The organism is Actinokineospora globicatena, assembly GCF_024171945.1.
GTDB lineage: Bacteria > Actinomycetota > Actinomycetes > Mycobacteriales > Pseudonocardiaceae > Actinokineospora > Actinokineospora globicatena.
In genome coordinates this window covers 830,277-850,827 of record NZ_JAMTCR010000003.1, presented here as the reverse complement: position 1 = coordinate 850,827, position 20,551 = coordinate 830,277, and the positions used below count along the sequence as shown (strand labels likewise).

The following is a 20,551-nucleotide window of genomic DNA, read 5'->3' as shown; positions in this document are numbered from 1 at the left end:
GAGACTGTCAGAGTAGGCAGTTCCACGGTTCCATAGAGTGGCCGCGCAGCAGGAGCGGGTAGAACTGACCGGTGCCGGGTAGTCGCGAGGATGACTGATAAGCGCGCAGACCAAGAAGGCACCTTGAGATTGCCTCCCGACGGAGGCCCGCGTGACACCCCGCCGGACCCGGATCCCGATCGGACGCCGGGATTGGAGCCCGGCGGGGGAGTCGCTCCGGGGGACACGCCGCCCGCGTCAGCACAAACGTCCGGTTTGTCGCACCCGCAGCCGATGCCATCGCGGACCGGTGCGGTGATCGTGACCGTGGTTGTGGCGGTCTTGGTGGTGGTGATGCTCGTGTTTGTCGTGTGGGCGATCTCGACCGGGCTCGATGGTGACTGAGAACCTGGCGGCCCGCACCTCGTGGTTGACGATCTCACGGCTGAGGACGGGGGAGCGACGAGGTGCCGGTGCTGGATGTGTTGGCGTGCCGGGGCTTGACCCCGCCAGGGCACAAACACGGCCGTGGGGCCGATGCCAGGTCCGACAGAATGGCGAGTGTGGAACACAACGACGCGGTCGAGCGGTATGTGACGACTGAGCGTAGGCACATGGTGTTGCTTCACGCCAACGTCGTGGTGCGGGGCGAGGAGATGGCCGCGCAGTACGGACCCGGGCTCGCGAGAGACGCGGCGGCCATCTCCGACGGTGACCTCGAGCTACTGTTGAACGGCACCTGGCGGGAGCGGCTGACCGCTGCGTGGCTGGTGGGCATGGACCGCCGTGTGCGGCTCCGGGGTCGCATCGGTGAGTTGCTGCTCGCGAGTGAGGTGGCCCACGCGGGCCAGGGCTACTGCTTCGCGTTGGCGCGGTTCGGCGGCCAAGAGGACTGCCTACTGCTAGCCGCGTACCTCGACAAGTACCTGGCGGTCGACAGGTACTACGACCAGACCTGGGCGATGGGCGCGTTGCTGCACCTGGACTCGCGCCTGGTGACCCGGTATGCGGGGCAGTTCCTGGTCAGCGGATCGTGGCAGCGCTGGTCGGACAAGAACGCCCCGCGTGAGGTCTACATCGGAGCGCACCACCAACTCATGGACAAGCTGTGCGCCTTCGCCGACCAGTACACCCGAGCTACGGCCTGACCCGAACCGAGGGGCATGACCAAGGAACGTGCATCGCGGTCCGATCGGTCGATTGCCTGGTCGATCATGTCCTGCGAGCATGGTGTGATGGCCACACTCGCGAAGGTGCTCGTGCTCGCTGTTCTGCTGACCGGGATGGTCCAGACTCCGGCATCGGCCGCGGACTACACGGTGCCCCGGTCCGCGACGGTGGTCGCGGTCGGTCAGGCGCCTGCCATCGCCAAGGCGAATGCCCAGCGGCGGGCTCGGGCCGAGGTGCTGGAGGCTGGTGTCGACTGCGTCGACTGGGTGGTGACCGAGGTGGCGTCCGGGTGGGTCCCGCCGAAGTACTACCACACGGCCAAGGCCACAGCACTGTGCGTCAGCTGAGGTGCCCTGCGCTTCAAACACCAGGTAGCCACCGCCCCCAATAGAGATCGCGCACAAGTTCACCGAGGGGAAGAACCTGCGCGATCCCCCGGTCGCGGTGCCAATGGTTGGGTGGCGCGATCCGCACTGCGGCTATCGGCGGCACCTGAGGAACTAGAGACTGTCCACGTGGACTTCATCGGTATCCAGCCCTTCGGCGAGACGAGCCAGATCGACGTCGTGCTCGACGAACTGGGGGAGATCGACCTCCGCAACGATGGCGCGGTGGTCGGTATCCGGTTCGTCGCCGGTGCCAAAGCGCTGTCGGTGGTGGTCGACTTCTCCATCGAGGGTCGGGCCGTGTCGCTGGAGTTCGTCGAGGCCGAGGTGATCCAGGTCGAACCAGACCTGCCGATCATCGTCGACCCGACCTACGGACACGCGCTCCTGATCGGCCTCTGGGCTTGGACCGCTCCGGGTGGGAGACGCGGCTGCACGGTCGACACGACGATGATGTCGATCGACCTGTACGCGACCCGGGTGATCGCCAACGTCGAGTAACGCGCGGACCTGCACCTACTCGTCGCTTGCTCAAGGGCCGATCTGGAGCTTGGCGAACCGGGTGGTGAGGTCGTTGATCCAGGTGGTGGGGGAGTGGTGGCCGGGGAGGGGAACTCTGGCTTCGCTGCGCCAAAGGAGGTCGTCCAGGGTGGTGCGGAGGTGCCAGGCCATGATGCGGTCGAGGGAGAGGGACCGGCCGCTGAGGTGTTCGTAGTGCTGGGTTGTGGCGGTCAGCAGCTCGCAGTCGGGGCCGGTGCTGGGGAAGGCGCGCAGGTCGTATTCCGGTTCGGCGGCGGACGTGGTTTCGAAGTCGACCACGAGGGACAGTCGGTCGCCGTTCCAGACCTGGTTGTCGCCGTGGAGGTCGCCGTGCACCAGTACGGATGGGCGCGGTTCGGCCAGAACCTCGTCGGCCCAGGCACACCAGGTGGTGACGGCGGCGTGTTGGTCGGGGCGGACCCATCGGCCGAGACGGGCACGGATCTCGTCGGTCGAGGCCTCCGCTCGTGGGGCGGGTAGCGGGCCGAGTGCTCGCTCGACGGCCGCGCGCGTACTCGGGTCGTGCAGTGCCACCAGGAACTGCGCCAGCTGCCTGCCGGCGTGATCACGGTCGATGGAGTCCACCACAGCGAACAGCGACTTTCCCGGCATCCGCCTGGTGACCAGCAACACCGGCTCGGTGCTACTCGCGACGACCTCGGGCATGAACGGCACCGACAACGCCGTCAACACACCGATCTCATGAGCCAATCGCCGCGCCGCCGGAGCCGACCACGCCACCTTCGCCACGAACTCCTCGCCCACAGCAGCACTCGACGCCATCCACAGCGGCTCGTCCCGCCCCACCAGATCGGGCAGCGTGATCGGGAGCTCAGCCAACCCGGGCGCGACAACCCGCAGCGCGTCCCGCACTGTGTCCACTGAGCACTCGGTCAACCACCGCACGAGCCTGATGGTTCCGCACGTGGGAGAGGCGCGCCAGATGCTTACATCAGCGCCTTGTGTTAGATGTCGCCGCCGGAGATGGAGACTTCGAAACGATTCGCGGGCGAGCTCACGGTCCTGGGGACCGACGCCCGCGGGCCCCCCTTCAAGCGGACCTACCACGGAGAGGCGACGAGGTGACCAAGCCCGATGAACCGATCACCCACCGCGGCGCGATCGCGATCGACGAGATTCCCGCCGGTGTGGACGTCGTGGCCGAGGTGTGTGCGCTGAACTCCGCGGGGGTTGACGTGCCGTGGCTGTGGGAGTTCACGCGGACCCGGCAGAGCTCGCCCAATGACGAGCAGCCCATCTTGACCGCGGGTGTGAACAACTCTGTCGGCGTCCTGGAATGGCGGCAGGGTCAGGACGTGTGGGTACCTGCGTCCGGCGCTAATCCGGACTGGACCGACTATGCGGCCGCGGGTCTTCACCCCTACGCGGTCCGACCGCACACAGGAGTACCCATCGACGCGGTATACGCCGCCATCATGGAGTTCATCACCACGGGCGACCGACCCGCCGGCATCGAGTGGCGCGGCGGGATCTCGATATTCGACTGACCTGACCGCGGGTGGGACGGTGTCCCGCGGCCTGGGTGGGTTAGTTGAAGAGGACGTCGGAGCAGCTGTAGAAGGCTTCGCCGCTGTCGGGCTTGTGGCGTTGCCAGATGGAGAAGATGAGGTGGCGGCCGGTGCGGCCGGACGGGATGGTGGCCTTGAGCTGGTAGGAGCCGCTGGCGCGCGGGGGGTTGAGTTGCTTGTAGAACGGGGTGGCCTCGAGGTCGGACCACTTGAGGGGCTTGGTGGGGTCGTAGCCCTGCTTGGTGACGTAGAGCTCGAAGGTGCCCGGGTGCGGCGCCGTGGCCTTGTAGGTGAACGTGTACGCGCCCGTGGGGAGGGTGGTGGCGGGCCAGTCGGCGCGGGGGAGGTCCAGGCCCTTGTACTTGTCGCGGCCCGCGCTGCAGAGCTTGCCGTCGGGGATGATCTGGCGGCTGTTGCCGTTGGCGTTGGGCTGGTTCACCTCGTCCCAGTCGTAGATCGGCCAGCTCTGGCCGACCTGCACGGCCGCCTTGCACGCGGCCGACCTCGGGTTCTCCGGTCCCTCGGTGAAGCACTGGTAGATGCGGCTGACCGGGTTGCCCATCGACCCGTGGGCCATGGCTGGCGCGGCGACGAGCACGGTCGAGGCGAGCAGCGCCCCGGTCATGGCCACCACGGCGGTGGCGGCGCGACGGATCCCCATCGGTGGTCTCCTCTGCGGCAGGGAACAAAGGTCTAGACCATCATGACCCGCCGACCCACCTCGAGTCCACTGTTGGGAATTCGCCAACCCGCGTGAGCGTTCCGGGTGGTTATCTGTTCATGGCCGGGATCTCTTGTGCCGCAAGCCATTCCGGTCGACCCTGGAGCCGAGGCGGCGAACCTGGGGGACATCGTGGGGAAACGGACAATCCACACGCGTGGACTGGTCATTGGTGCAGTGGTGAGCCTGCTCGCGGCCACACCGTCAGCAGCGCAACCCTCGGGCACGGGGACCGGCGCGTGGAACCAGAACCCGGTGCCGGTGGTGACGACGTTGTCCGGCTCCACCTACGTGATGCGCGACCCGCGGTGGATCGGCTTGGACTGCGTGGACGCCGTCACCGGCGTGGTCTTCAGCGGTCCGGACGACGTCTGGGGCAACGGCGACCCGACTGACCGCGAGACCGGGTGCGTCGACGCCTACTACGCGGCGCAGAACTTCCAGCGGATGACCGTGCGCTGGTTGGGCCGCAACGGCGCCGAGGGCAACGGCCGCCCCGGCTTCGGCCTCCGCGTGGGGGATTCGCGCCTGGGACTGGGTGTTGTCGCCGGGCGGATCTCGGTCGGCCGCAACTCCGCGGGCCAGTGGGTCGGCTCGCTGGACCTCATCGGCCGTGAGTACGGCCGGTTGATCGACCAGACCACTCCGGGCGGCCTGTCGCGCAACGGCACCGGCGAGTTCATCGCGGACGCGTTCGGCACGGCCAACGAGTGGTTCGCCGGTCAAACAGCTGGGGACGTGCCAGACCTCTTGGTCGGCGAACGACCGAGCACCCCGCGCGACATGTCGAACCCAGCCGCCACCGGTGGTATCAACTGCTACACCAGCGCCGTCCCCACCGCCGAGGTGTACTCCGCAGCGGGCGTCGGCAACCACTGGTTCGCGCTTCTAGCGGCAGGATCCCGCCCTACCAACGGCCTCCCGCCAAGCCCCACCTGCGAGGGTACGACTGTCACCGGCATCGGCGTCGATAGGGCTATCCGGATCCTCTACACCGCGATGCAGTTCAAGGTGTCCGGCATGACCTACCAGAAGTACCGCATCGCGACGCTTAAGGCCGCGCAGCTTCTTACTCCAGGCAACTGCACTGACTACAACGCAGTGAAGGCCGCGTGGAACGCCGTCAACGTCCCAGCCCAGGTAGGAGAACCCACGGTCGTCTGCGACTAGAGCGTGCGTACACCGTCTCGCCCGCTCACGCGGTGACAGCGCGCCCTGTCCACTCACCCGATCAGTGCAGCCCCGATGTGATTGGTTGAACCATCGGGTGTGGCGCAGGGCGACGGTGGGCAGTCCTCTGGCATGACGACCCACCAGGACTTGGCCGTGTTCAGCACGACCGTGCCCGCGCGGGCCGAACACCTGGCGCCGCTGCGCCGCCGCGTCTGGGGCTGGCTCGACGGCCTGCGCGTGCCCACCCCGGTGCGCCAGGACGTCGTGCTGGCCGCCCACGAGGCGCTCAGCGACGCCATCGACCAGCCGAGGGAGGGCCGCGACACCACCGTCAGCCTGCTCTGGGACCGCGAGGTCGTCGTGCTCACCGCCGTCGACCACTTCACCTGGACCGCGCGCGCCCAGCACGGCGACCAGCCCGGCGAGCGCAGGCTGCGGGCCATCGCCAGGATCGCCGAGCGGGTCGACCTCGACGTCGACGACGAGCAGGGCACGCTGACCGCCTACTTCGCGGTCCCGCCGACCGATACCGGCCGGTAGCACGGGTCCCCGCCCGAGCGGGACGAGTGATCCAATCGCGCTGATCATGGAAGCGTTACAGTGGCGATCTCGCTCGATCCGGTGCAAGGACGGGAAATCGGGTTAGCTCGCCCGGCCGAATTTAGAATAGATCGGTGACAAGTAGCCGCACTCTCATCACTACTGGCCACTCTTCCGGGTGGACAGTGGTCACCCGCGTTGTTCGCCGCCCCACCGGCCCTAGTCTTTGAATCCACCCAGGGAACTTCCTGGTTGGTCCGACCATGTGGTGAGGTGCGGGATGCTCAAACGCAAGTCGTCCCCAGAAGCGGGGGGCAGGTCTTTCCTACCCCCATTGACCCGCAGATCGGGCGCGAAAGTCGCGGTCGTGCTGCTGGTGCTGGCGACCCTGGTGTCCACGGGTGGTCCCGTGCTCGCCGACCCGGACCCGGTCGACCCGGCCCAAGTGGAGGTCGCGGGCGAGGCGGCCACCGCGACCGAGGTCTCCGATCCCGCGTCCCCCACCCCCGCGACCGAGGAGTCCCCAGTGGACCCCCCGGCGCAAACCCCTCCCGCGGAGCAATCCCCGAGCGAGACCGCCCCGGTCGACGAGGCGCCCTCGGGTGAGCCGCAGGAGGAACCCACGATCGAGGAAGCACCGATCGTGGAGGACGCGCCCAGCGGCCAAGAGGCTGATCCCCGCGCGACCGTCGACCTCGCTTTGAGCGTTTACGCCCCCGAGGCCGCTAACGCGGGTGCCCCGATCTCCTGGACCCTCACCGTTCGAAATAACGGTCCCGGTTCTGCATCGTCTTTCACTGTTACTGACACCGTGCCCGATTCGGTTACCGGCGTCTCTAGCCCTACCGCGGGCTGCGCGGTTTCAGGCAATGTTGTCTCTTGCGGTGGCGGCGCACTCGCGGCGGGTTCCTCCGCGACGTTCCGAATCAACGCGAACACCCCGACGCCGTTCACCTTCCCCCTGGTGAATAGCGCCTCCGTGGCGACAGGCCCGACCGACAGCGATGCCAACACCGGCAACAACGTGGCCACGACCGTCACCACTACCGCCGCCCCCGCGCCCTCCGTGGCGCTGCTGGCCTCCGCCAGCCTCAACGACACCAACGGCAACGGTGTCGGCGACGTCGGCGAGAACATCACCTACGCGCTAGAGGCGCACAACCAGGGCAACGTGACCCTGTTCAACCTCTCCGTGCAGCACAACGGCGCCGGTACCGTCACCTGCGCGTCCACCACGCTGTCGCTGGGGCAGAGCACTACCTGCTCCGCGCCCGCGCACGTGGTCAACGCCGCCGACGTCACCGCGGGTCAGGTCGTCACGACCAGCACCGCGAGCGCGACCGCCCCCGACGGTGAACTGGTCGCCTCCGCGCCCACCGTCACCAACATCCCGACCTTCGCCGCCGCCCCCGCGATCGAGCTGGTCCGCACCGCGAACCTGATCGACACCAACGGCGACACCGTGGGCGAGGTCGGCGAGGAGATCGACTACCGGTTCTTGGTGTCGAACTCGGGCAACGTGCCGCTCACCGGCGTCGTCGTCACCGGCGACGACCTGGTGGCCAACCCCTGCGCGGGTGTCATCACCACGCTGCAGCCCAACCAGACCGTCGAGTGCGTCCGCCCGACCCGCTACGTCATCACCGCGCAGGACGCGGTGAACGGCTCGGTCGCCCACACCGCGACGGCCAGCGGCGTCGCGCCGAGCGGTACCACCGTCACCTCCGCGCCGTCGACCTCGAGCACACCGACCTTCGTGCCCGCCCCGGCGCTCACCATCTCGCAGACCTACACCCCCGGCGACGAGAACAGCGACGGCCACATCGAGGCCGGTGAGACCGTCCGGTTCCAGTCGACCATCACCAACAACGGCAACGTGGCGCTCAGCAACGTCGACGTCGTCATCGTCACCGGGTCGCAGTCCCCGTCCGGCTGCGCGCCGGGCCTCACGGTCCAGGCCGGTGCCACCGTGGTCTGCACCCAGTCCATCCCGTACGTCGTGACACCCCAGGACGCCGCGGCCGGTGTGGTCACCCGCACGGTCCGGGCCAGGGGCACCTCGGCGGGCGGCGTCGTGGCGCTGTCCGAGCCGGTCACCTCCAGCATCCCGGTGTTCGTGCCGAGCCCGTCGATCGGCCTCACGCACACCGCGACCCTCATCGACGCCAACGGCAACGGCCTCGGCGACCTCGGTGAGCAGATCCAGTTCAGCGTCACCATCAACAACACCGGCAACGTGGTGCTGACCGACGTCATCGTCGAGGGCGTGCTCAGCGGCAACGCGGAGACGCTGTGCCCGCAGGCGGCCATGCTCCCGGAGGCCAGTGCCTCCTGCCCGCGCGGGCTCTACACGATCAACCAGCACGACGTCGACGTCGGCGCGGTGCTGGGCATCGGCACCGCGGTCGGCACGGCCCCCAACGGCACCCGGGTCCGCTCGGTCCCGATCACCGTCAACATCCCGGTGTTCGACCCGGCGCCGGTGCTGGGCCTGGTCAAGGACGACATCCTCGTCGACGCCAACGCCAACGGGCTCGCCGACGCGGGCGAGGCCATCAACTACACCTTCGCGGTGACCAACGTCGGCAACGTGACGGTCACGGGCCTGAACATCGTCGACCCGCTGCTCACCGGCACGACCTGCCCGAAGACGACGCTGATCCCGCAGGAGAGCACCACCTGCACGTCCAACGCCCCGCACATCACGACCGCCGCCGACGTGGCCGCAGCCGAGGTCGTCAACGTCGCGACGGCCCGGGGCACCGCGCCGGACAGCTCCACCGTCATCTCGTTGGAGTCGCGGACCAACACGCCGACCTTCGTCGCGGTCCCGGGCCTCGCGCTCGACAAGATCGCGGTGCTCGGCGACACCAACGGCAACGGCCTCGCCGACCTGGGCGAGAACATCCAGTGGTCGTTCCTGGTGGTCAACAACGGCACCACGCCGCTGTTCCGGCTGCACATCGTGGACCCGGTGGCCGGGGTGGTCACCTGCCCGAGCACCGACCTGGCGGTCCTCGCCGTCACCACCTGCGTGGCCACCGCGCCGCACCAGGTCACCGAGAGCGACATCCTGCTCGGTGAGGTCACCAACACCGCCATCGCCGTCGCCGACCTCGGTGACGCCGTGCAGACACAGGTCGTCTCACCGCCCGACTCGACCACCACGCCCACCGCGGGCCCGAACCCCGGGTTGACCCTGACCAAGCGGGCGGACCTGGTCGACACCAACGAGAACGACCTCGCCGACAAGGGCGAGATCATCCTGTACTCGTTCGTGCTCACCAACACCGGCAACCTGACGCTGAGCCAGTTGCGGGTGGACGACCCCAAGGCCGGGGTGGTGACCTGCCCGGTGGCGATCCTGGCCCCCGGCGCCAGCACCACCTGCACCGCGGCGCCGTACCTGGTCACCGGTGACGACATCGCCGCCGGGATCGTGCGCAACGTCGCGGTCGGCTACGGCACCCCGCCGGTCGGCCCCGAGGTGCAGACCCCGCCCGCCATCGCCGAGGTCCCGATCGCGTACCCGGGTCTGACCCTGGACAAGATCGCCACCCTCGACGACGTGGACGAGGACGGCTTCGCCAGCGTCGGTGAGACCATCGTCTACACCTTCGTGCTGGTCAACATCGGCAACGTGCCGATGACCGACATCAAGGTCGACGACCCGAAGGCCGGTGTGGTCACCTGCCCGGTGACGACCCTGCAGCCGGGGGAGACCACGACGTGCTCCTCGGAGCCCTACGAGGTCACCGAGGCCGACGTCGCGATCGGGGTCGTGCACAACGAGGCGACCGCGTCCGGCCAGCCGCCGGGCACCGACCCGCCGTACGTGACGCCGCCCGACACCGAGGACGTGCCCACCACCGAGATCGTCTCCGGTGAGGACCCGAACGAGGCCGCGGACGCCCCGGCGATCACCCTGGTCAAGTCGGCCGCGCTGCGCGACACCGACGGCGACGACCTCGCCGACGAGGGCGAGCTGATCGACTACACCTTCCTGGTCACCAACACCGGTGACGTGGCGCTGGCGAACATCCGGGTCGACGACCCGAAGATCACCGGCGTCGTCTGCCCGGACACCACGCTCGACCCGGGCGAGTCGGTCACCTGCGCCAAGCTGGGCTACGTGGTCACCGCGGCCGACATCGCCGCGGGCACCGTCCACAACGTCGCCACCTCCTCCGGTGACACCGGCGGCGGCGACACGGTGACCTCCCAGCCCTCGGCGGTCGACGTCCCCGTGGACGACTCCATCCCGGGTGGCGGCGACGCCGAGGAAGCCGAACCCGCTGCCCAGGGTGGTCTCGCCGCCACCGGCACCACCGCGACCATCGCCCTGTTCGGGTGGTCCCTGGTGTTCCTCGCGGCGGGCGTGCTGGTCCTGTTCAGCAGCAGGGACAGGCGCAAGAAGGCATAACCGCAGAAAGCACGCGTCCGGCCACGCCGGATGTGGTGACGCTGTGGCCCGCGGGGATCTCCACCCCCGCGGGCCACAGCGTTTCCGCCTGTCCGAAGGTCGATCGCCCCCGGTCCAACCCGGGTTTACAGTCTCGGTCTCGGTATCCATTATGTACTATCGAGATATTTACTAGCTCTTGCTCACGAGGTCAGAGCCACAAAACAAGAACAAGACAAAAGCGCCAGGACGACATGGAAGCCGGTTCGGCGTGGATGCTCGGGTCGAGAGGGGCCGGTCCAGCAGGGGTCCAAGAGGGCTCCAAGGGACCGGGTCAAGCTGGGGGAGTTGGCGCTAACCGAGAGGAGCGGGCATGGGTGACGAGCGGGAGTTGTGGGTGGTGCCGGAGTTCGAGGACTACGACACGCCGATGGAGGTGACCGCGTACGTGGCGCGGCAGGACTAGGTGTTGGGTCGGGACGAGTTCCTCGGGGCGTTGCGGGCGCTAGAGGGCCGGTACTGGGGGACTCATCCATTCCACGAGCGCATGCACGCGGGAGCTCTTACCCCTGCCGAGCTGCGGACCTGGGCGGCGAACCGGTGGTACTACCAGGCCGCGTTGCCCCGCAAGGACGCCGCGATCATCAGCAACTGCCCGCTCCCGGATGTCCGCAGGCTCTGGCTGGACCGGATCGTCTATCACGATGGCGCCAAGGAGGGCGAAGGCGGCCGCGAGGACTGGCTGCGGCTCTGTGAGGCGCTAGGTCTCGACCGCGCCGAGGTGCTCGACGAGCGGCACGTCCTCCCACCGGTGCGGTTCGCGGTCGACGCTTACGTCACCTTCGCGCGAACGCAGCCCTGGGTGATCGCGGTGGCCTCCGGGCTCACCGAGATGTTCGCCGGTCACCTGATGCGCCGTCGGGTGGTCGATGTCCTCGCGCACTACCCCTGGATCGCGCCGCAAGACCTCGCGTACTTCACCACGCGCGTAGAGGCTGTGTCCGGCGAAGGGGTCCAAACTGTCGAACTCGTCCTAGAGCACTGCCGGACGAGGGCAGAGCAAGACGCCGCCGTGGCCGCGCTCGCGTTCAAGTGCGATGTGCTCTGGTCCATGCTCAGCGCCATCGCAGGCGGGACGGCGGGAAACCGGTGAGCGAGTGGGCGCCCCGGTTGCGGCGCGGAGCGCGGCTGGGGTTCGACCCGGTGCGGCGAACCCCGGTCGTGCTCTACCCCGAGGGCGTCGTGGTCCTCAACGGCACCGCCCGGGCCGTGCTCGGCGCGTGCGACGGCGTGGCGACGGTGCCCGACATCGTCGCGGCGATGACCGCGCGCTACCGCGGTGTGCGCCCCGATGACGTGCTGTCCCTGCTGCGCGGGTTGGTCGCGCGCGGCGTGCTGCACCCCGAGGAGGCCGGATGACCCCGCAGCCCCCGCTCGGCATGCTCGCCGAGCTGACCCACCGCTGCCCGCTGCACTGCTCGTACTGCTCCAACCCGCTCGACCTGGTCCGCCGCGAGCGGGAGTTGACCACCGACCAGTGGCGCTCGGCGTTGACCCAGGCCCGGGAGCTCGGCGTGCTGCAGGTGCACCTCTCCGGCGGCGAGCCGCTGGCCCGGCGTGATCTGCCCAGCTTGGTCAGCCACGCGCACGGCCTCGGTTGCTACGTCAACCTGGTCACCAGCGGACTCGGTCTGTCCGAGGCGCGCATGGTCGACCTGGCCCGGCGCGGTGTCGAGCACGTGCAGCTCTCGGTGCAGGCCGCGGACGAGGACCGGGCCGACATCATCGCGGGAGCGCGGGCGGCCAAGCACAAGAAGGCCGCCGCGGCCGCAATCCGGGCCGCTGGGCTGCCGCTGACCATCAACGTTGTCCTGCACCGCCGCAACCACGACCAGCTCGGCGCGATCATCGACCTGGCGGAGGAGTGGGGCGCAGACCGCTTGGAGTTGGCCAACACCCAGTTCTACGGGTGGGCGATGCGCAACCGGGCCGCGTTGATGCCGACCCGCGCCCAGCTCGACGCCGCCGAACCGGTGGTGCGGGCGGCCAGGCAGCGGCTCGCGGGCCGGGTGGAGGTGGTCTACGTGCTCGCCGACTACCAGGACCGGCACCCGAAGCCGTGCATGCACGGGTGGGGCGCCCGTCAGCTCACCGTTGCGCCTGACGGCACCGTGTTGCCCTGCCCGTCGGCGCACGTGATCACCGGGCTGCGCTTCGACAACGTGACCGAGCGCCCGCTGGCCGAGATCTGGTACGAGTCATCGTCGTTCAACGCCTACCGGGGCGAGGACTGGATGCGCGACCCGTGCCGCACGTGCGATCGACGGGGAGTCGACCTGGGTGGATGCCGCTGCCAGGCGTTCCTGCTGACCGGGGCGGCGGAGAACACCGACCCGGTGTGCGTGCTGTCCCCGCACCACGACGTGGTCGAGCAGGCGGTCGTACCCGCGGCGGACGTGCCGTTCGTGATGCGCCGATGAGGGTCGTGGTCCTCGGTACGGCGGCTGGGGGCGGTTTGCCGCAGTGGAACTGCGCGTGTGAGCTCTGCGAGCGTTCCCGCGAAGGTGACCCTGCCGTGCTCCCACGCTTGCAGGACTGCGTGGCCGTTAGCGCTACCGGCCGAAACTGGTACCTGCTCAACGCTTCCCCCGACCTGCGCGCCCAGATCATCGCCACACCCGAGTTGACGCCCGGCCCCGGTAGGCGCCAGACCCCGGTGCGCGGGGCCTTGCTGACCGACGCCGAACTTGACCACACCCTGGGCTTGGCCCTGCTGCGCGAGGGTCCGCTGACGGTGTGGGCGCCGCCGCCGGTGCTCGACGCTGTCGCGGTCCGGCCGGTCGTCGCGCACTACCAGCACTGGGACTGGTACCCGGCCGAGGGCGTGTTCCGGCTGGACGAGGGTCGGCTGGAGTGCGCGGTGTTCCCGTTGTCCGGCAAGCGACCGCGGTACGCGCGGGACGCCGCCGACGCGCCGGACTGGGTGGTCGCCTACCGGCTCACCGACGTCACCACCGGCGGGTCGTTGGTGTACGCGCCGTGCCTGGCCAGGTGGCCCGAGGGCTTCGACGAGTTCGTCTCCGGCGCGACCCTCGGGCTGCTCGACGGCACCTTCCTCGGTCCGGACGAGATGTCGCGGACGACCGGCCGCGACGACCAGGTCGGGATGGGGCACCTGCCGATCGCCGAGTCGTTGCCGCTGCTGGGATCGACCCGCTGGCACTACACGCACCTGAACAACACCAACCCGGTCGTCGCGCGGGACTGCGCCGCGCGGGGGCGGATCGAGGCGGCTGGGGCCGCGATCGCCGAGGACGGCGCGCGGTTCGACCTGTGATCGGCGGAGCCTACGCCGACCGGCCGGGGTGAAGTCAGGGGCCAATGGCGGTTGCCGTCTCCACGCGTAGCCGATTGACTGCCGGGATCGGGAAGGTTCCACTGACTGGACCGCCGTCACGGTACCCGGCAACGACGGCGGTCCGGTGTCCTGCTGCCCCGTCCCCGCCAGGTCGTGTCCCGCCACCATCCAGGGGTTACTCATGCAGGTCAGCGTGCTCGGTCCGCTCACCGCCGCCGGTGCCACCGCCAGTGCCGCGCCCAGCGCCACCAAGCCCAAACAGGTCCTCGCCCTGCTCGCGTTGCGCGCCAACACCGTCGTGTCGACCGCTCGGCTCATCGACGAGCTGTGGGGCGCCCGGCCGCCGCAGAGCGCCGTTGTGACTGTGCAGACCTATGTTTTGCGTCTACGTCGGTTGTTGACACCGCTGTCGGACGTTCCCATCCGCTCGGTCCTCACCACCGCGACCGGCGGGTACTCGTTGTGCCTGGACGATTCCCAGCTCGACTACGGGCGGTTCCGGCAGCGCTCGGCCCTCGGCGTCGACGCGCTCGCCTGCGGGGACTTCGCCAGAGCCGCGTTGCTGCTGCACGGTGCGTTGGCCCTGTGGCGTGGTCCGGCGCTGTCGGATGTCCGAGTGGGACGGTTGCTGGAGGCGCATGTGACGACGATGGAACAGGAGCGGCTCAGCGTGCTCGAGCAGCGGATCGATGCGGATCTGCGGCTCGGGCGGCACCTGGGCGTGCTGGGGGAGTTGGCTGGGCTCACCAGGGAGCTGCCGTTGCACGAGAACCTGCACGCCCAGTACATGGTCGCCCTCTATCAAGCCGGTCGCCGCTACCAGGCGCTGGAGGTGTTCCGGCAGCTCCGACAGGCCCTGGCAGACGAGTTGGGGCTATCGCCGACAGGTTGGGTCGAACGCGTGCACCGGGCGATCCTGACGTCGGACGAGGTAGGGCTGCCGATACTCGAGGTCAGTCGACGCTGAGGACGGCGTTGAGGATCGCGTCGTCGTCGGACTCCATGACGCTGCGGAGGTCCAAGAGGCAACGGCCCTGTTCGATCCGTCCGACCACGGGCGTCACGCCGACTCGGAGAGGTTGCGCGTAAGACTCAGGCAAGCTCACCGCAGCGCTGGGGAGCTCTACGCCCGGGGCGCCTCCGCCGCCGACCACCGCCAGAGACGACACGGCGACCGCGTCGATACCGCGCTCGGACAGTGCCGCCGCAAGCCGGTCGGCTCGGCTGCCGAGTTCGGTGAGGTCGGCTTCTAGCGCGGAGACGACGGGTGGGCGCGGTCCGCGCAGTGTTGCCTCGAGGGCTGCCAGGGTCAGCTTGTCGACGCGCATCGCGCGGGCCGCCGGGTGCCTGCGCAGCCGCTCGATGAGCGCTGCCGCGCCCAGCAGCAGACCGGCCTGCGGGCCGCCGAGCAGCTTGTCCGCGCTCGCTGTGACCAGTGAGGCACCCGCCCGCAACATCGTGGCCACGTCGGGCTCGTCCGGCAGCGTCGGGTGCGGGGCGAGGAGGCCGGAGCCGATGTCGACCACCAGCGGCACCCCCAGCCCGGCCAGGTCCGCGACCTCGGGCGTGCTGGTGAACCCGGAGACGACGAAGTTGGACGGGTGGACCTTGAGCACGAACCCGGTGTCACTGCTGATCGCGTCGGTGTAGTCGCGCACGGTGGTGCGGTTCGTGGTGCCGACCCCACGCAGGCGCGCGCCGGTCGAGCGTAAGAGGTCGGGGATGCGGAACCCGTCGCCGATCTCCACTAACTCGCCTCTGCTGACCACGATGTCCCTGCTGCCCGCGAGGACGATCGCGCATAAGAGCAAAGCGGCGGCGTTGTTGTTGACGACGTGCGCGTCGTCGGCTGCGGGCACGGCCGCTCTTAGCGCGTCCATCGTGCTGCGGCCGCGTTGGCGTCGTGCCCCGGTCGCGAGGTCGAACTCGACGTCTGTCGTCCCCGCCGCTGCCTGGATCGCGGTACGCGCGGCGGTCGACAGGGGAGCGCGGCCGAGGTTGGTGTGCACCAAGACCCCGGTGGCGTTGATGACCGGACGCGGCCCGGTGCGCAGGGCCGCTCTGGCGTGGCTGATCACCTGGTTGGGATCGATGATCCCGGCGCGGACCTGGTCCTGGGCAGAGTGGATCGCGGCCTTCACGGCGTCTCGGCCGTGGGCGTCGACCTCGGTGGTCATCGCGCTGAGGACGGCGTCGGTGCGCGGCACCTGCCTGCGTGGATCGGTCACCGGTCGACCGGGACCGGGCGGCGGAGGCGGACGGGAATCGAACCCGCCAGCGGCAGGACCTGTCGCTCACCGGTGTTGAAGACCGAGCCGGCCACCAGGCCGGAGACGCCTCCCCTGAACACTCAGTGATCATGACACACTGCCGGGTGTGACCGATCGGCTGACCCAGTACGCCCACGGTGGCGGCTGCGCGTGCAAGATCCCGCCTGGGGAGTTGGAGCGGGTCGTCGCCGGGCTGCACCGCACCCCGACCGACCCGCACGGTGAGCTGATCGTCGGCTTGGAGAACGGGGACGACGCCGCGGTGGTGGGGCTCGGTGGTGATCTCGCGCTGGTGGCCACCACGGACTTCTTCACCCCCGTGGTCGATGACGCCTACGACTGGGGCCGCATCGCCGCCGCGAACGCCCTGTCCGATGTGTACGCCATGGGTGGACGGCCGGTGGTGGCGTTGAACCTGCTGGGCTGGCCCCGCGACGTGCTGCCGGTAGAGCTGGCGGGCGAGGTTCTGCGCGGGGGTGCGGACGTCGTGGCCTCCGCGGGTTGTCATCTAGGGGGCGGGCACAGCGTTGACGACCCGGAGCCCAAGTACGGGCTGGCTGTTACTGGTGTCGTCGACGTCAAGCACGTCATGCGGAACTCGACTGGTCGCGCGGGTTTGCCCCTATCGCTAACCAAGCCTCTAGGGCTCGGCGTGCTCAACAACCGCCACAAGGCGACCGGGGAGGTGTTCCCGCAAGCAGTCGAGGTGATGACAACGCTCAACCGGGATGCCGCAGCAGCAGCGGTAGCCGCCGGGGTCAACTGCGCGACAGACGTAACCGGGTTCGGTCTGCTCGGACACCTCCACAAGCTGGCACGTGCTAGCGGCGTCACCGCGGTCATCGACTCCACCGCCGTCCCTTACGTCGAGGGCGCGCGCGAGGCTCTACGCGACGGTTTCGTCAGCGGCGGCACTCGACGCAACCTGGACTGGGTAGCGCCACACGTCTCACTTGGACCGGACTCACTTCTCCTCGCCGACGCCCAGACTTCCGGCGGACTGCTGATCGTCGGCGAGATCCCCGGTGCGACCGTCATCGGCGAACTGTTGCCCAGCGACTGTCATACCGTCGTGGTGCGATGAACGCTCCCGACGAAGGAGGACCCGTGAACCGACCCCCGGTCGTGTCCCAGCAGGAATGGCAGGCCGCGCGCGACGAGCTGCTGGTGAAGGAGAAGGTGCTGACCCACGCGCTGGACGCCTTGGCCGCCGAACGCAGGCGCCTGCCCATGTTCCAGGTGCGCGCCGACCACCGGTTCACCGCGCCCGACGGCGGCACAGTGGACTTCGCGGCGCTGTTCGACGGTAAACGTCAACTGGTCGTCTACCACTTCATGCTGCCCGCGGGCGCCGACTCGATCTGTGGCGGCTGCGCCACGTTCACCGACAACATCCCCGACCTCCCGCACCTCGCCGCCCGCGATACCCGACTGATCCTCATGGCACCCGCGCCCCAGGACGAGATCGAGCCTGTGCGCGCCCGCTTCGGCTGGACCACGCCCTGGTACTCCAGTCACGGCAACGGCCTCTATGAAGAGATCGGTCTCGGCGGCGGCTTCGCCCTGTCGGTGTTCCTGCGCGACGGCGACGACATCTTCCGCACCTACGCCACCACCTCGCGCGGCGTCGACCGGCTTCGGACCGACTTCAACCTCCTCGACCTGACCCCGTACGGGCGGCAGGAGGCGTGGGAGGACTCGCCCGAGGGCTGGCCGCAGACCCCCACCATGCAGTGGCTGCGCCTGCGCGACGAGTACTAGCCCCGGGGGTGGTCGAGTGCGGGTGATCGCGACGGCCGGGCACGTCGACCACGGCAAGTCGACCCTCGTCCGGCTGCTCACCGGCATGGAACCCGACCGCTGGGAGCAGGAGCGCCGCCGGGGGCTGACACTCGACCTGGGGTTCGCCTGGACCTCGTTGCCGGGCGTGGGCGATGTCGCGTTCGTCGACGTCCCCGGGCACGAGCGGTTCGTCCCGACGATGCTCGCCGGGGTCGGCCCCGCGCCCGCCGTGCTGTTCGTCGTGTCCGCCGACTCGCCGTGGATGCCGCAGGCCGAGGAACACCTGGCCGCCATCGACGCGCTCGGGGTGGCGCACGGGCTGCTGGTGATCACCCGCGCCGACCTGGCCGATCCCGCGCCGATCCGCCGGGACGCGCTGGCCAGGATCGCGCGGACCTCGCTGGGGACGGTGCCCTCGGTCGTGGCCAACGACGGGGTTGACGGGCTGCGCTCGGCGGTGGCGGACCTGGTCGGACGGCTACCGGTGCCCGATGTCGACGGTGATGTCCGGTTGTGGGTGGACCGGTCGTTCACCGTCGCGGGGGCGGGCACCGTCGTGACGGGGACCCTGCAGGCGGGCACGATCCGCCCGGGCGACGAGCTTCTGCTGCGGGGGACCCCGGTGCGGGTGCGCGGGGTGCAAGCGCTGGGGGAGGCGCGTTCGGCGGTGTCGGCGGTCGCGCGTGTGGGGATCAACCTGCGCGGTGTGGACCGGTCCGACGTCGAACGCGGCGACGCGTTGCTGACTAGAGGCGCGTGGTGGGATGCCCGCGTCGTTGACGTCACCGCCGCCGGTTTACCCCGACAGGTCGTGCTCCATATCGGGGCTGCCGCTGTTCCTGCCCGCGCGCACGTGCTGCCTACCGGGAGCAGGCTGTTCCTCTCGCGGCCCTTACCGCTGCGTGTGGGGGATCGTGTGCTGCTGCGCAATCCCGGTAGCCATGACATCGTCGGCGCCACGGTTGTCGACCTGGACCGCTTAGGCCGGTCACCGCTGTTCATGGCCAGTCAACGCAAGCCGTTGGGGCGCACGGGACGGTTGGTCGCGGGGGAGTGGTACACCGACGACTGGGACTCGTTGGCGGCACGGGCCCGGACAGAGCTGGCTGCTTGGCGTGCTGGCCATCCGCTCGAGGTAGGGCTACCGACGGAGACGTTGCGCCAGAAGCTAAGGCTGCCCAGCGTCGAACTCGTGGCGCCACTGTTGGCCGGTCACGACGAGGTAGAGCTACCGCAGTCCGTCGTGGTCGCAATGGCCGCGTTGAGTGTGGACTTCGCGACCAACCCGTTCGGCGCTCCGGACGCGACTCGGTTGCGGCAGTTGGGTCTAGGAGGCCGCGAGATCGCGGCAGCCGTGCGGGCCGGGCGGCTGCTGAAGCTCGCCGACGGCATCGTCGTGTTGCCAGGCGCGCCGGATCGGGCGGCGAAGGTCCTGTCTGGTCTTGCGCAGCCGTTCACCACGAGCCAGGCACGCCAAGCACTCGGTACGACTCGCCGCGTCGTGTTGCCGCTATTGGCGTTTCTCGACCGCACGGGCGTGACCAAGCGGCTGCCTGACGACACCCGTCAGCTGAGGCAGTAGCCACCACACCATCGCCAGCACGAACCCACCCGCTAGCGCTACCGCGACCGGCAGTTCTGGCTCCACAGCGGCCCCTACGGCGAAGAACACCGCTCTAGCCACGGTCAGCCACGTGATCGGGCCCTCGGCTCGGAAGCAACCACATGGAGCACCAGGTCTGCGTCTCTTACGGTCAACGAGATAGAACGTGAAAGCCGCATAGAGAACCACTACGGCATAACGGGTTCCGAACACTGACGCGGCAACCGCTACCTCTAGACCCGCCAGCCACCGACGGTCGGTAGCGTGGTCGAACGCCGCCAGCAACAACAGGATCGCCCCACCAGCGGCGACGGTTCCCAGCACGACATCACGCTAGACGCCCTACTGGGAAAGGGAATCCGACATTCGGTGGAACTAGTTGATCGCGTGTTCCCGCTGCTCTAGCGTCATGCCGCGTGACCACGGCACAGCGGCTAGACCTGGTGGCGCCCAGCGGTGCCCGGGTCGCCATCACGCTCCCCGGCCCCGAACCGGTGTCCAGCGTGGCCGCCGCCATCCGCTTCGCGGGCGGCTCGTACGGCACCGGCTTCCAGATCGGCCCCCGCGGCTACCACGCCTTCGCGGGCACCCACGTCGCGCCCGCCACAACCACCGACCGCTTCCTGGTCCACGGCCGCGAAGTGATCGTCGCCGAAGCCCACGACGGTCACTCCTCCACAGCCGCGCTGATCGGTGACCACCACGAACTCCTCACCGTCTACGCAGGCCCCGCGCCCCGTCACGACCGCGTGTTCGCCCTGTTCAACTCCCTGCGCGTGACCGACAGCCCCCGCGGCATGATCGTCACCCCCCGGCGCTCCACCCTGCTCGACACCATGAGCGAGCACCTGGTCCTGGCGGTCCGCGGCTACGGCCAGATCGCCATCCCCGGCCCCGCCCAGGCCCACACCCACATCCCCACCCACGCGGGCGCCCGCACCGACCACGGCGAGGTGTGGAAGGTGCCGCTGGCCGGGTCCGGCCACATGTTCGTCCTCGGCTTCCCCGCGGGCGTCGCCGAGGTCCAACTCGCGGGCCACACCCAACCCCACCTCGACTGGCTCAACGCCATCAACGTCTCCTGGGCCACCCCATGAC

The 20,551-nt window shown here is 69.3% G+C and carries 21 protein-coding genes and 1 tRNA gene; 18 read left to right on the top strand and 4 right to left on the bottom strand.

Going from position 1 to position 20,551, the window contains the following annotated elements; all coding sequences use genetic code 11:
• Window positions 1–90 precede the first annotated feature (90 nt).
• The 4 genes from LV79_RS17205 (at window position 91) to LV79_RS17190 (ending at window position 2,036) form a co-directional block, all read left to right on the top strand.
• Window positions 91–384 carry a DUF6480 family protein gene (locus LV79_RS17205; protein ID WP_253837933.1) on the top strand — a complete coding sequence of 98 codons (294 nt, stop codon included), beginning with the start codon at window positions 91–93 and terminating at the stop codon, window positions 382–384.
• 149 nt (window positions 385–533) lie between these two features.
• Window positions 534–1,127 carry a DUF6000 family protein gene (locus LV79_RS17200; RefSeq protein ID WP_285470007.1) on the top strand — a complete coding sequence of 198 codons (594 nt, stop codon included), beginning with the start codon at window positions 534–536 and terminating at the stop codon, window positions 1,125–1,127.
• A gap of 87 nt (window positions 1,128–1,214) precedes the next feature.
• The gene (locus LV79_RS17195; protein WP_253837929.1) at window positions 1,215–1,496 is read left to right on the top strand and encodes a hypothetical protein; all 282 of its coding nucleotides are present in this window, start codon (window positions 1,215–1,217) and stop codon (window positions 1,494–1,496) included.
• A 168-nt stretch (window positions 1,497–1,664) separates the two neighbouring features.
• The gene (locus tag LV79_RS17190) at window positions 1,665–2,036 is read left to right on the top strand and encodes a hypothetical protein (RefSeq protein WP_253837927.1); all 372 of its coding nucleotides are present in this window, start codon (window positions 1,665–1,667) and stop codon (window positions 2,034–2,036) included.
• Between the two features lie 30 nt (window positions 2,037–2,066).
• On the opposite strand, the gene LV79_RS17185 is transcribed toward LV79_RS17190, so the two are convergent.
• Complete coding sequence (locus LV79_RS17185; RefSeq protein ID WP_253837925.1) at window positions 2,067–2,981, bottom strand: phosphotransferase family protein; 915 nt, start codon at window positions 2,979–2,981, stop codon at window positions 2,067–2,069.
• 176 nt (window positions 2,982–3,157) lie between these two features.
• Here LV79_RS17185 and LV79_RS17180 point away from each other — a divergent pair, with 176 nt between their 5' ends.
• The gene (locus LV79_RS17180) at window positions 3,158–3,583 is read left to right on the top strand and encodes an Imm1 family immunity protein (RefSeq protein ID WP_253837924.1); all 426 of its coding nucleotides are present in this window, start codon (window positions 3,158–3,160) and stop codon (window positions 3,581–3,583) included.
• 40 nt (window positions 3,584–3,623) lie between these two features.
• Here LV79_RS17180 and LV79_RS17175 read toward each other — a convergent pair whose 3' ends face one another.
• Entirely contained in the window at window positions 3,624–4,265 is a 642-nt protein-coding gene (locus tag LV79_RS17175) for a lytic polysaccharide monooxygenase auxiliary activity family 9 protein (protein WP_372495349.1), read from the bottom strand.
• Between the two features lie 240 nt (window positions 4,266–4,505).
• On the opposite strand from LV79_RS17175, the gene LV79_RS17170 reads away from it, so the two are divergent.
• From LV79_RS17170 to LV79_RS17130, 9 genes are all read left to right on the top strand, one after another.
• Window positions 4,506–5,495, top strand: coding sequence for a M4 family metallopeptidase (locus tag LV79_RS17170; protein ID WP_253837922.1), 990 nt, complete (start codon window positions 4,506–4,508; stop codon window positions 5,493–5,495).
• A 132-nt stretch (window positions 5,496–5,627) separates the two neighbouring features.
• Window positions 5,628–6,038 carry an ATP-binding protein gene (locus LV79_RS17165; protein WP_253837920.1) on the top strand — a complete coding sequence of 137 codons (411 nt, stop codon included), beginning with the start codon at window positions 5,628–5,630 and terminating at the stop codon, window positions 6,036–6,038.
• A gap of 334 nt (window positions 6,039–6,372) precedes the next feature.
• Entirely contained in the window at window positions 6,373–10,461 is a 4,089-nt protein-coding gene (locus tag LV79_RS17160; protein ID WP_253837917.1) for a CLIPPER-2 domain-containing protein, read from the top strand.
• 352 nt (window positions 10,462–10,813) lie between these two features.
• Window positions 10,814–10,906 (top strand): pyrroloquinoline quinone precursor peptide PqqA, encoded by a 93-nt coding sequence (gene pqqA / locus LV79_RS17155; protein ID WP_253837915.1) that lies wholly within the window; start codon window positions 10,814–10,816, stop codon window positions 10,904–10,906.
• 3 nt (window positions 10,907–10,909) lie between these two features.
• The gene (gene pqqC, locus LV79_RS17150; protein WP_253837913.1) at window positions 10,910–11,593 is read left to right on the top strand and encodes a pyrroloquinoline-quinone synthase PqqC; all 684 of its coding nucleotides are present in this window, start codon (window positions 10,910–10,912) and stop codon (window positions 11,591–11,593) included.
• The gene (gene pqqD, locus LV79_RS17145) at window positions 11,590–11,859 is read left to right on the top strand and encodes a pyrroloquinoline quinone biosynthesis peptide chaperone PqqD (RefSeq protein ID WP_253837911.1); all 270 of its coding nucleotides are present in this window, start codon (window positions 11,590–11,592) and stop codon (window positions 11,857–11,859) included. The genes pqqC and pqqD overlap by 4 nt, the downstream gene beginning before the upstream one ends.
• The gene (gene pqqE / locus LV79_RS17140) at window positions 11,856–12,920 is read left to right on the top strand and encodes a pyrroloquinoline quinone biosynthesis protein PqqE (RefSeq protein WP_253837909.1); all 1,065 of its coding nucleotides are present in this window, start codon (window positions 11,856–11,858) and stop codon (window positions 12,918–12,920) included. Before pqqD ends, pqqE begins: the two co-directional genes overlap by 4 nt.
• Window positions 12,917–13,777, top strand: a complete 861-nt coding sequence (gene pqqB, locus LV79_RS17135) for a pyrroloquinoline quinone biosynthesis protein PqqB (protein ID WP_253837901.1) — start codon at window positions 12,917–12,919, stop codon at window positions 13,775–13,777. The genes pqqE and pqqB overlap by 4 nt, the downstream gene beginning before the upstream one ends.
• 202 nt (window positions 13,778–13,979) lie before the next feature.
• Window positions 13,980–14,765, top strand: coding sequence for an AfsR/SARP family transcriptional regulator (locus LV79_RS17130; RefSeq protein WP_253837899.1), 786 nt, complete (start codon window positions 13,980–13,982; stop codon window positions 14,763–14,765).
• On the opposite strand, the gene selA is transcribed toward LV79_RS17130, so the two are convergent.
• Together selA and LV79_RS17120 are read right to left on the bottom strand one after the other, a co-directional pair.
• On the bottom strand, window positions 14,752–16,026 hold the full coding sequence (gene selA / locus LV79_RS17125) for an L-seryl-tRNA(Sec) selenium transferase (RefSeq protein ID WP_253837897.1): 1,275 nt from the start codon (window positions 16,024–16,026) through the stop codon (window positions 14,752–14,754). The genes LV79_RS17130 and selA overlap by 14 nt on opposite strands.
• Window positions 16,027–16,047: 21 nt before the next feature.
• Window positions 16,048–16,139, bottom strand: a tRNA-Sec gene (locus LV79_RS17120).
• 35 nt (window positions 16,140–16,174) lie between these two features.
• On the opposite strand from LV79_RS17120, the gene selD reads away from it, so the two are divergent.
• The 4 genes from selD to LV79_RS17100 all read left to right on the top strand — a co-directional run bounded on the left by selD (window position 16,175) and on the right by LV79_RS17100 (window position 20,550).
• Window positions 16,175–17,152 carry a selenide, water dikinase SelD gene (gene selD / locus LV79_RS17115; RefSeq protein WP_253837895.1) on the top strand — a complete coding sequence of 326 codons (978 nt, stop codon included), beginning with the start codon at window positions 16,175–16,177 and terminating at the stop codon, window positions 17,150–17,152.
• A gap of 23 nt (window positions 17,153–17,175) precedes the next feature.
• On the top strand, window positions 17,176–17,829 hold the full coding sequence (locus LV79_RS17110) for a DUF899 domain-containing protein (RefSeq protein WP_253837893.1): 654 nt from the start codon (window positions 17,176–17,178) through the stop codon (window positions 17,827–17,829).
• A gap of 16 nt (window positions 17,830–17,845) precedes the next feature.
• Window positions 17,846–19,432 carry a selenocysteine-specific translation elongation factor gene (locus LV79_RS17105; protein WP_253837892.1) on the top strand — a complete coding sequence of 529 codons (1,587 nt, stop codon included), beginning with the start codon at window positions 17,846–17,848 and terminating at the stop codon, window positions 19,430–19,432.
• A gap of 437 nt (window positions 19,433–19,869) precedes the next feature.
• On the top strand, window positions 19,870–20,550 hold the full coding sequence (locus tag LV79_RS17100; RefSeq protein WP_253837888.1) for a hypothetical protein: 681 nt from the start codon (window positions 19,870–19,872) through the stop codon (window positions 20,548–20,550).
• Window position 20,551 lies beyond the last annotated feature (1 nt).

Bases quoted from the DNA above. Each gene is read 5' to 3' on its own strand.
- LV79_RS17205 (WP_253837933.1), top strand. From the start codon at position 91: ATGACTGATAAGCGCGCAGACCAAGAAGGCACCTTGAGATTGCCTCCC.
- LV79_RS17200 (WP_285470007.1), top strand. From the start codon at position 534: ATGGCGAGTGTGGAACACAACGACGCGGTCGAGCGGTATGTGACGACT.
- LV79_RS17195 (WP_253837929.1), top strand. From the start codon at position 1,215: ATGGCCACACTCGCGAAGGTGCTCGTGCTCGCTGTTCTGCTGACCGGG.
- LV79_RS17175 (WP_372495349.1), bottom strand. From the start codon at position 4,265: ATGGGGATCCGTCGCGCCGCCACCGCCGTGGTGGCCATGACCGGGGCG.
- LV79_RS17165 (WP_253837920.1), top strand. From the start codon at position 5,628: ATGACGACCCACCAGGACTTGGCCGTGTTCAGCACGACCGTGCCCGCG.
- pqqA (WP_253837915.1), top strand. From the start codon at position 10,814: ATGGGTGACGAGCGGGAGTTGTGGGTGGTGCCGGAGTTCGAGGACTAC.
- pqqE (WP_253837909.1), top strand. From the start codon at position 11,856: ATGACCCCGCAGCCCCCGCTCGGCATGCTCGCCGAGCTGACCCACCGC.
- pqqB (WP_253837901.1), top strand. From the start codon at position 12,917: ATGAGGGTCGTGGTCCTCGGTACGGCGGCTGGGGGCGGTTTGCCGCAG.
- LV79_RS17130 (WP_253837899.1), top strand. From the start codon at position 13,980: ATGCAGGTCAGCGTGCTCGGTCCGCTCACCGCCGCCGGTGCCACCGCC.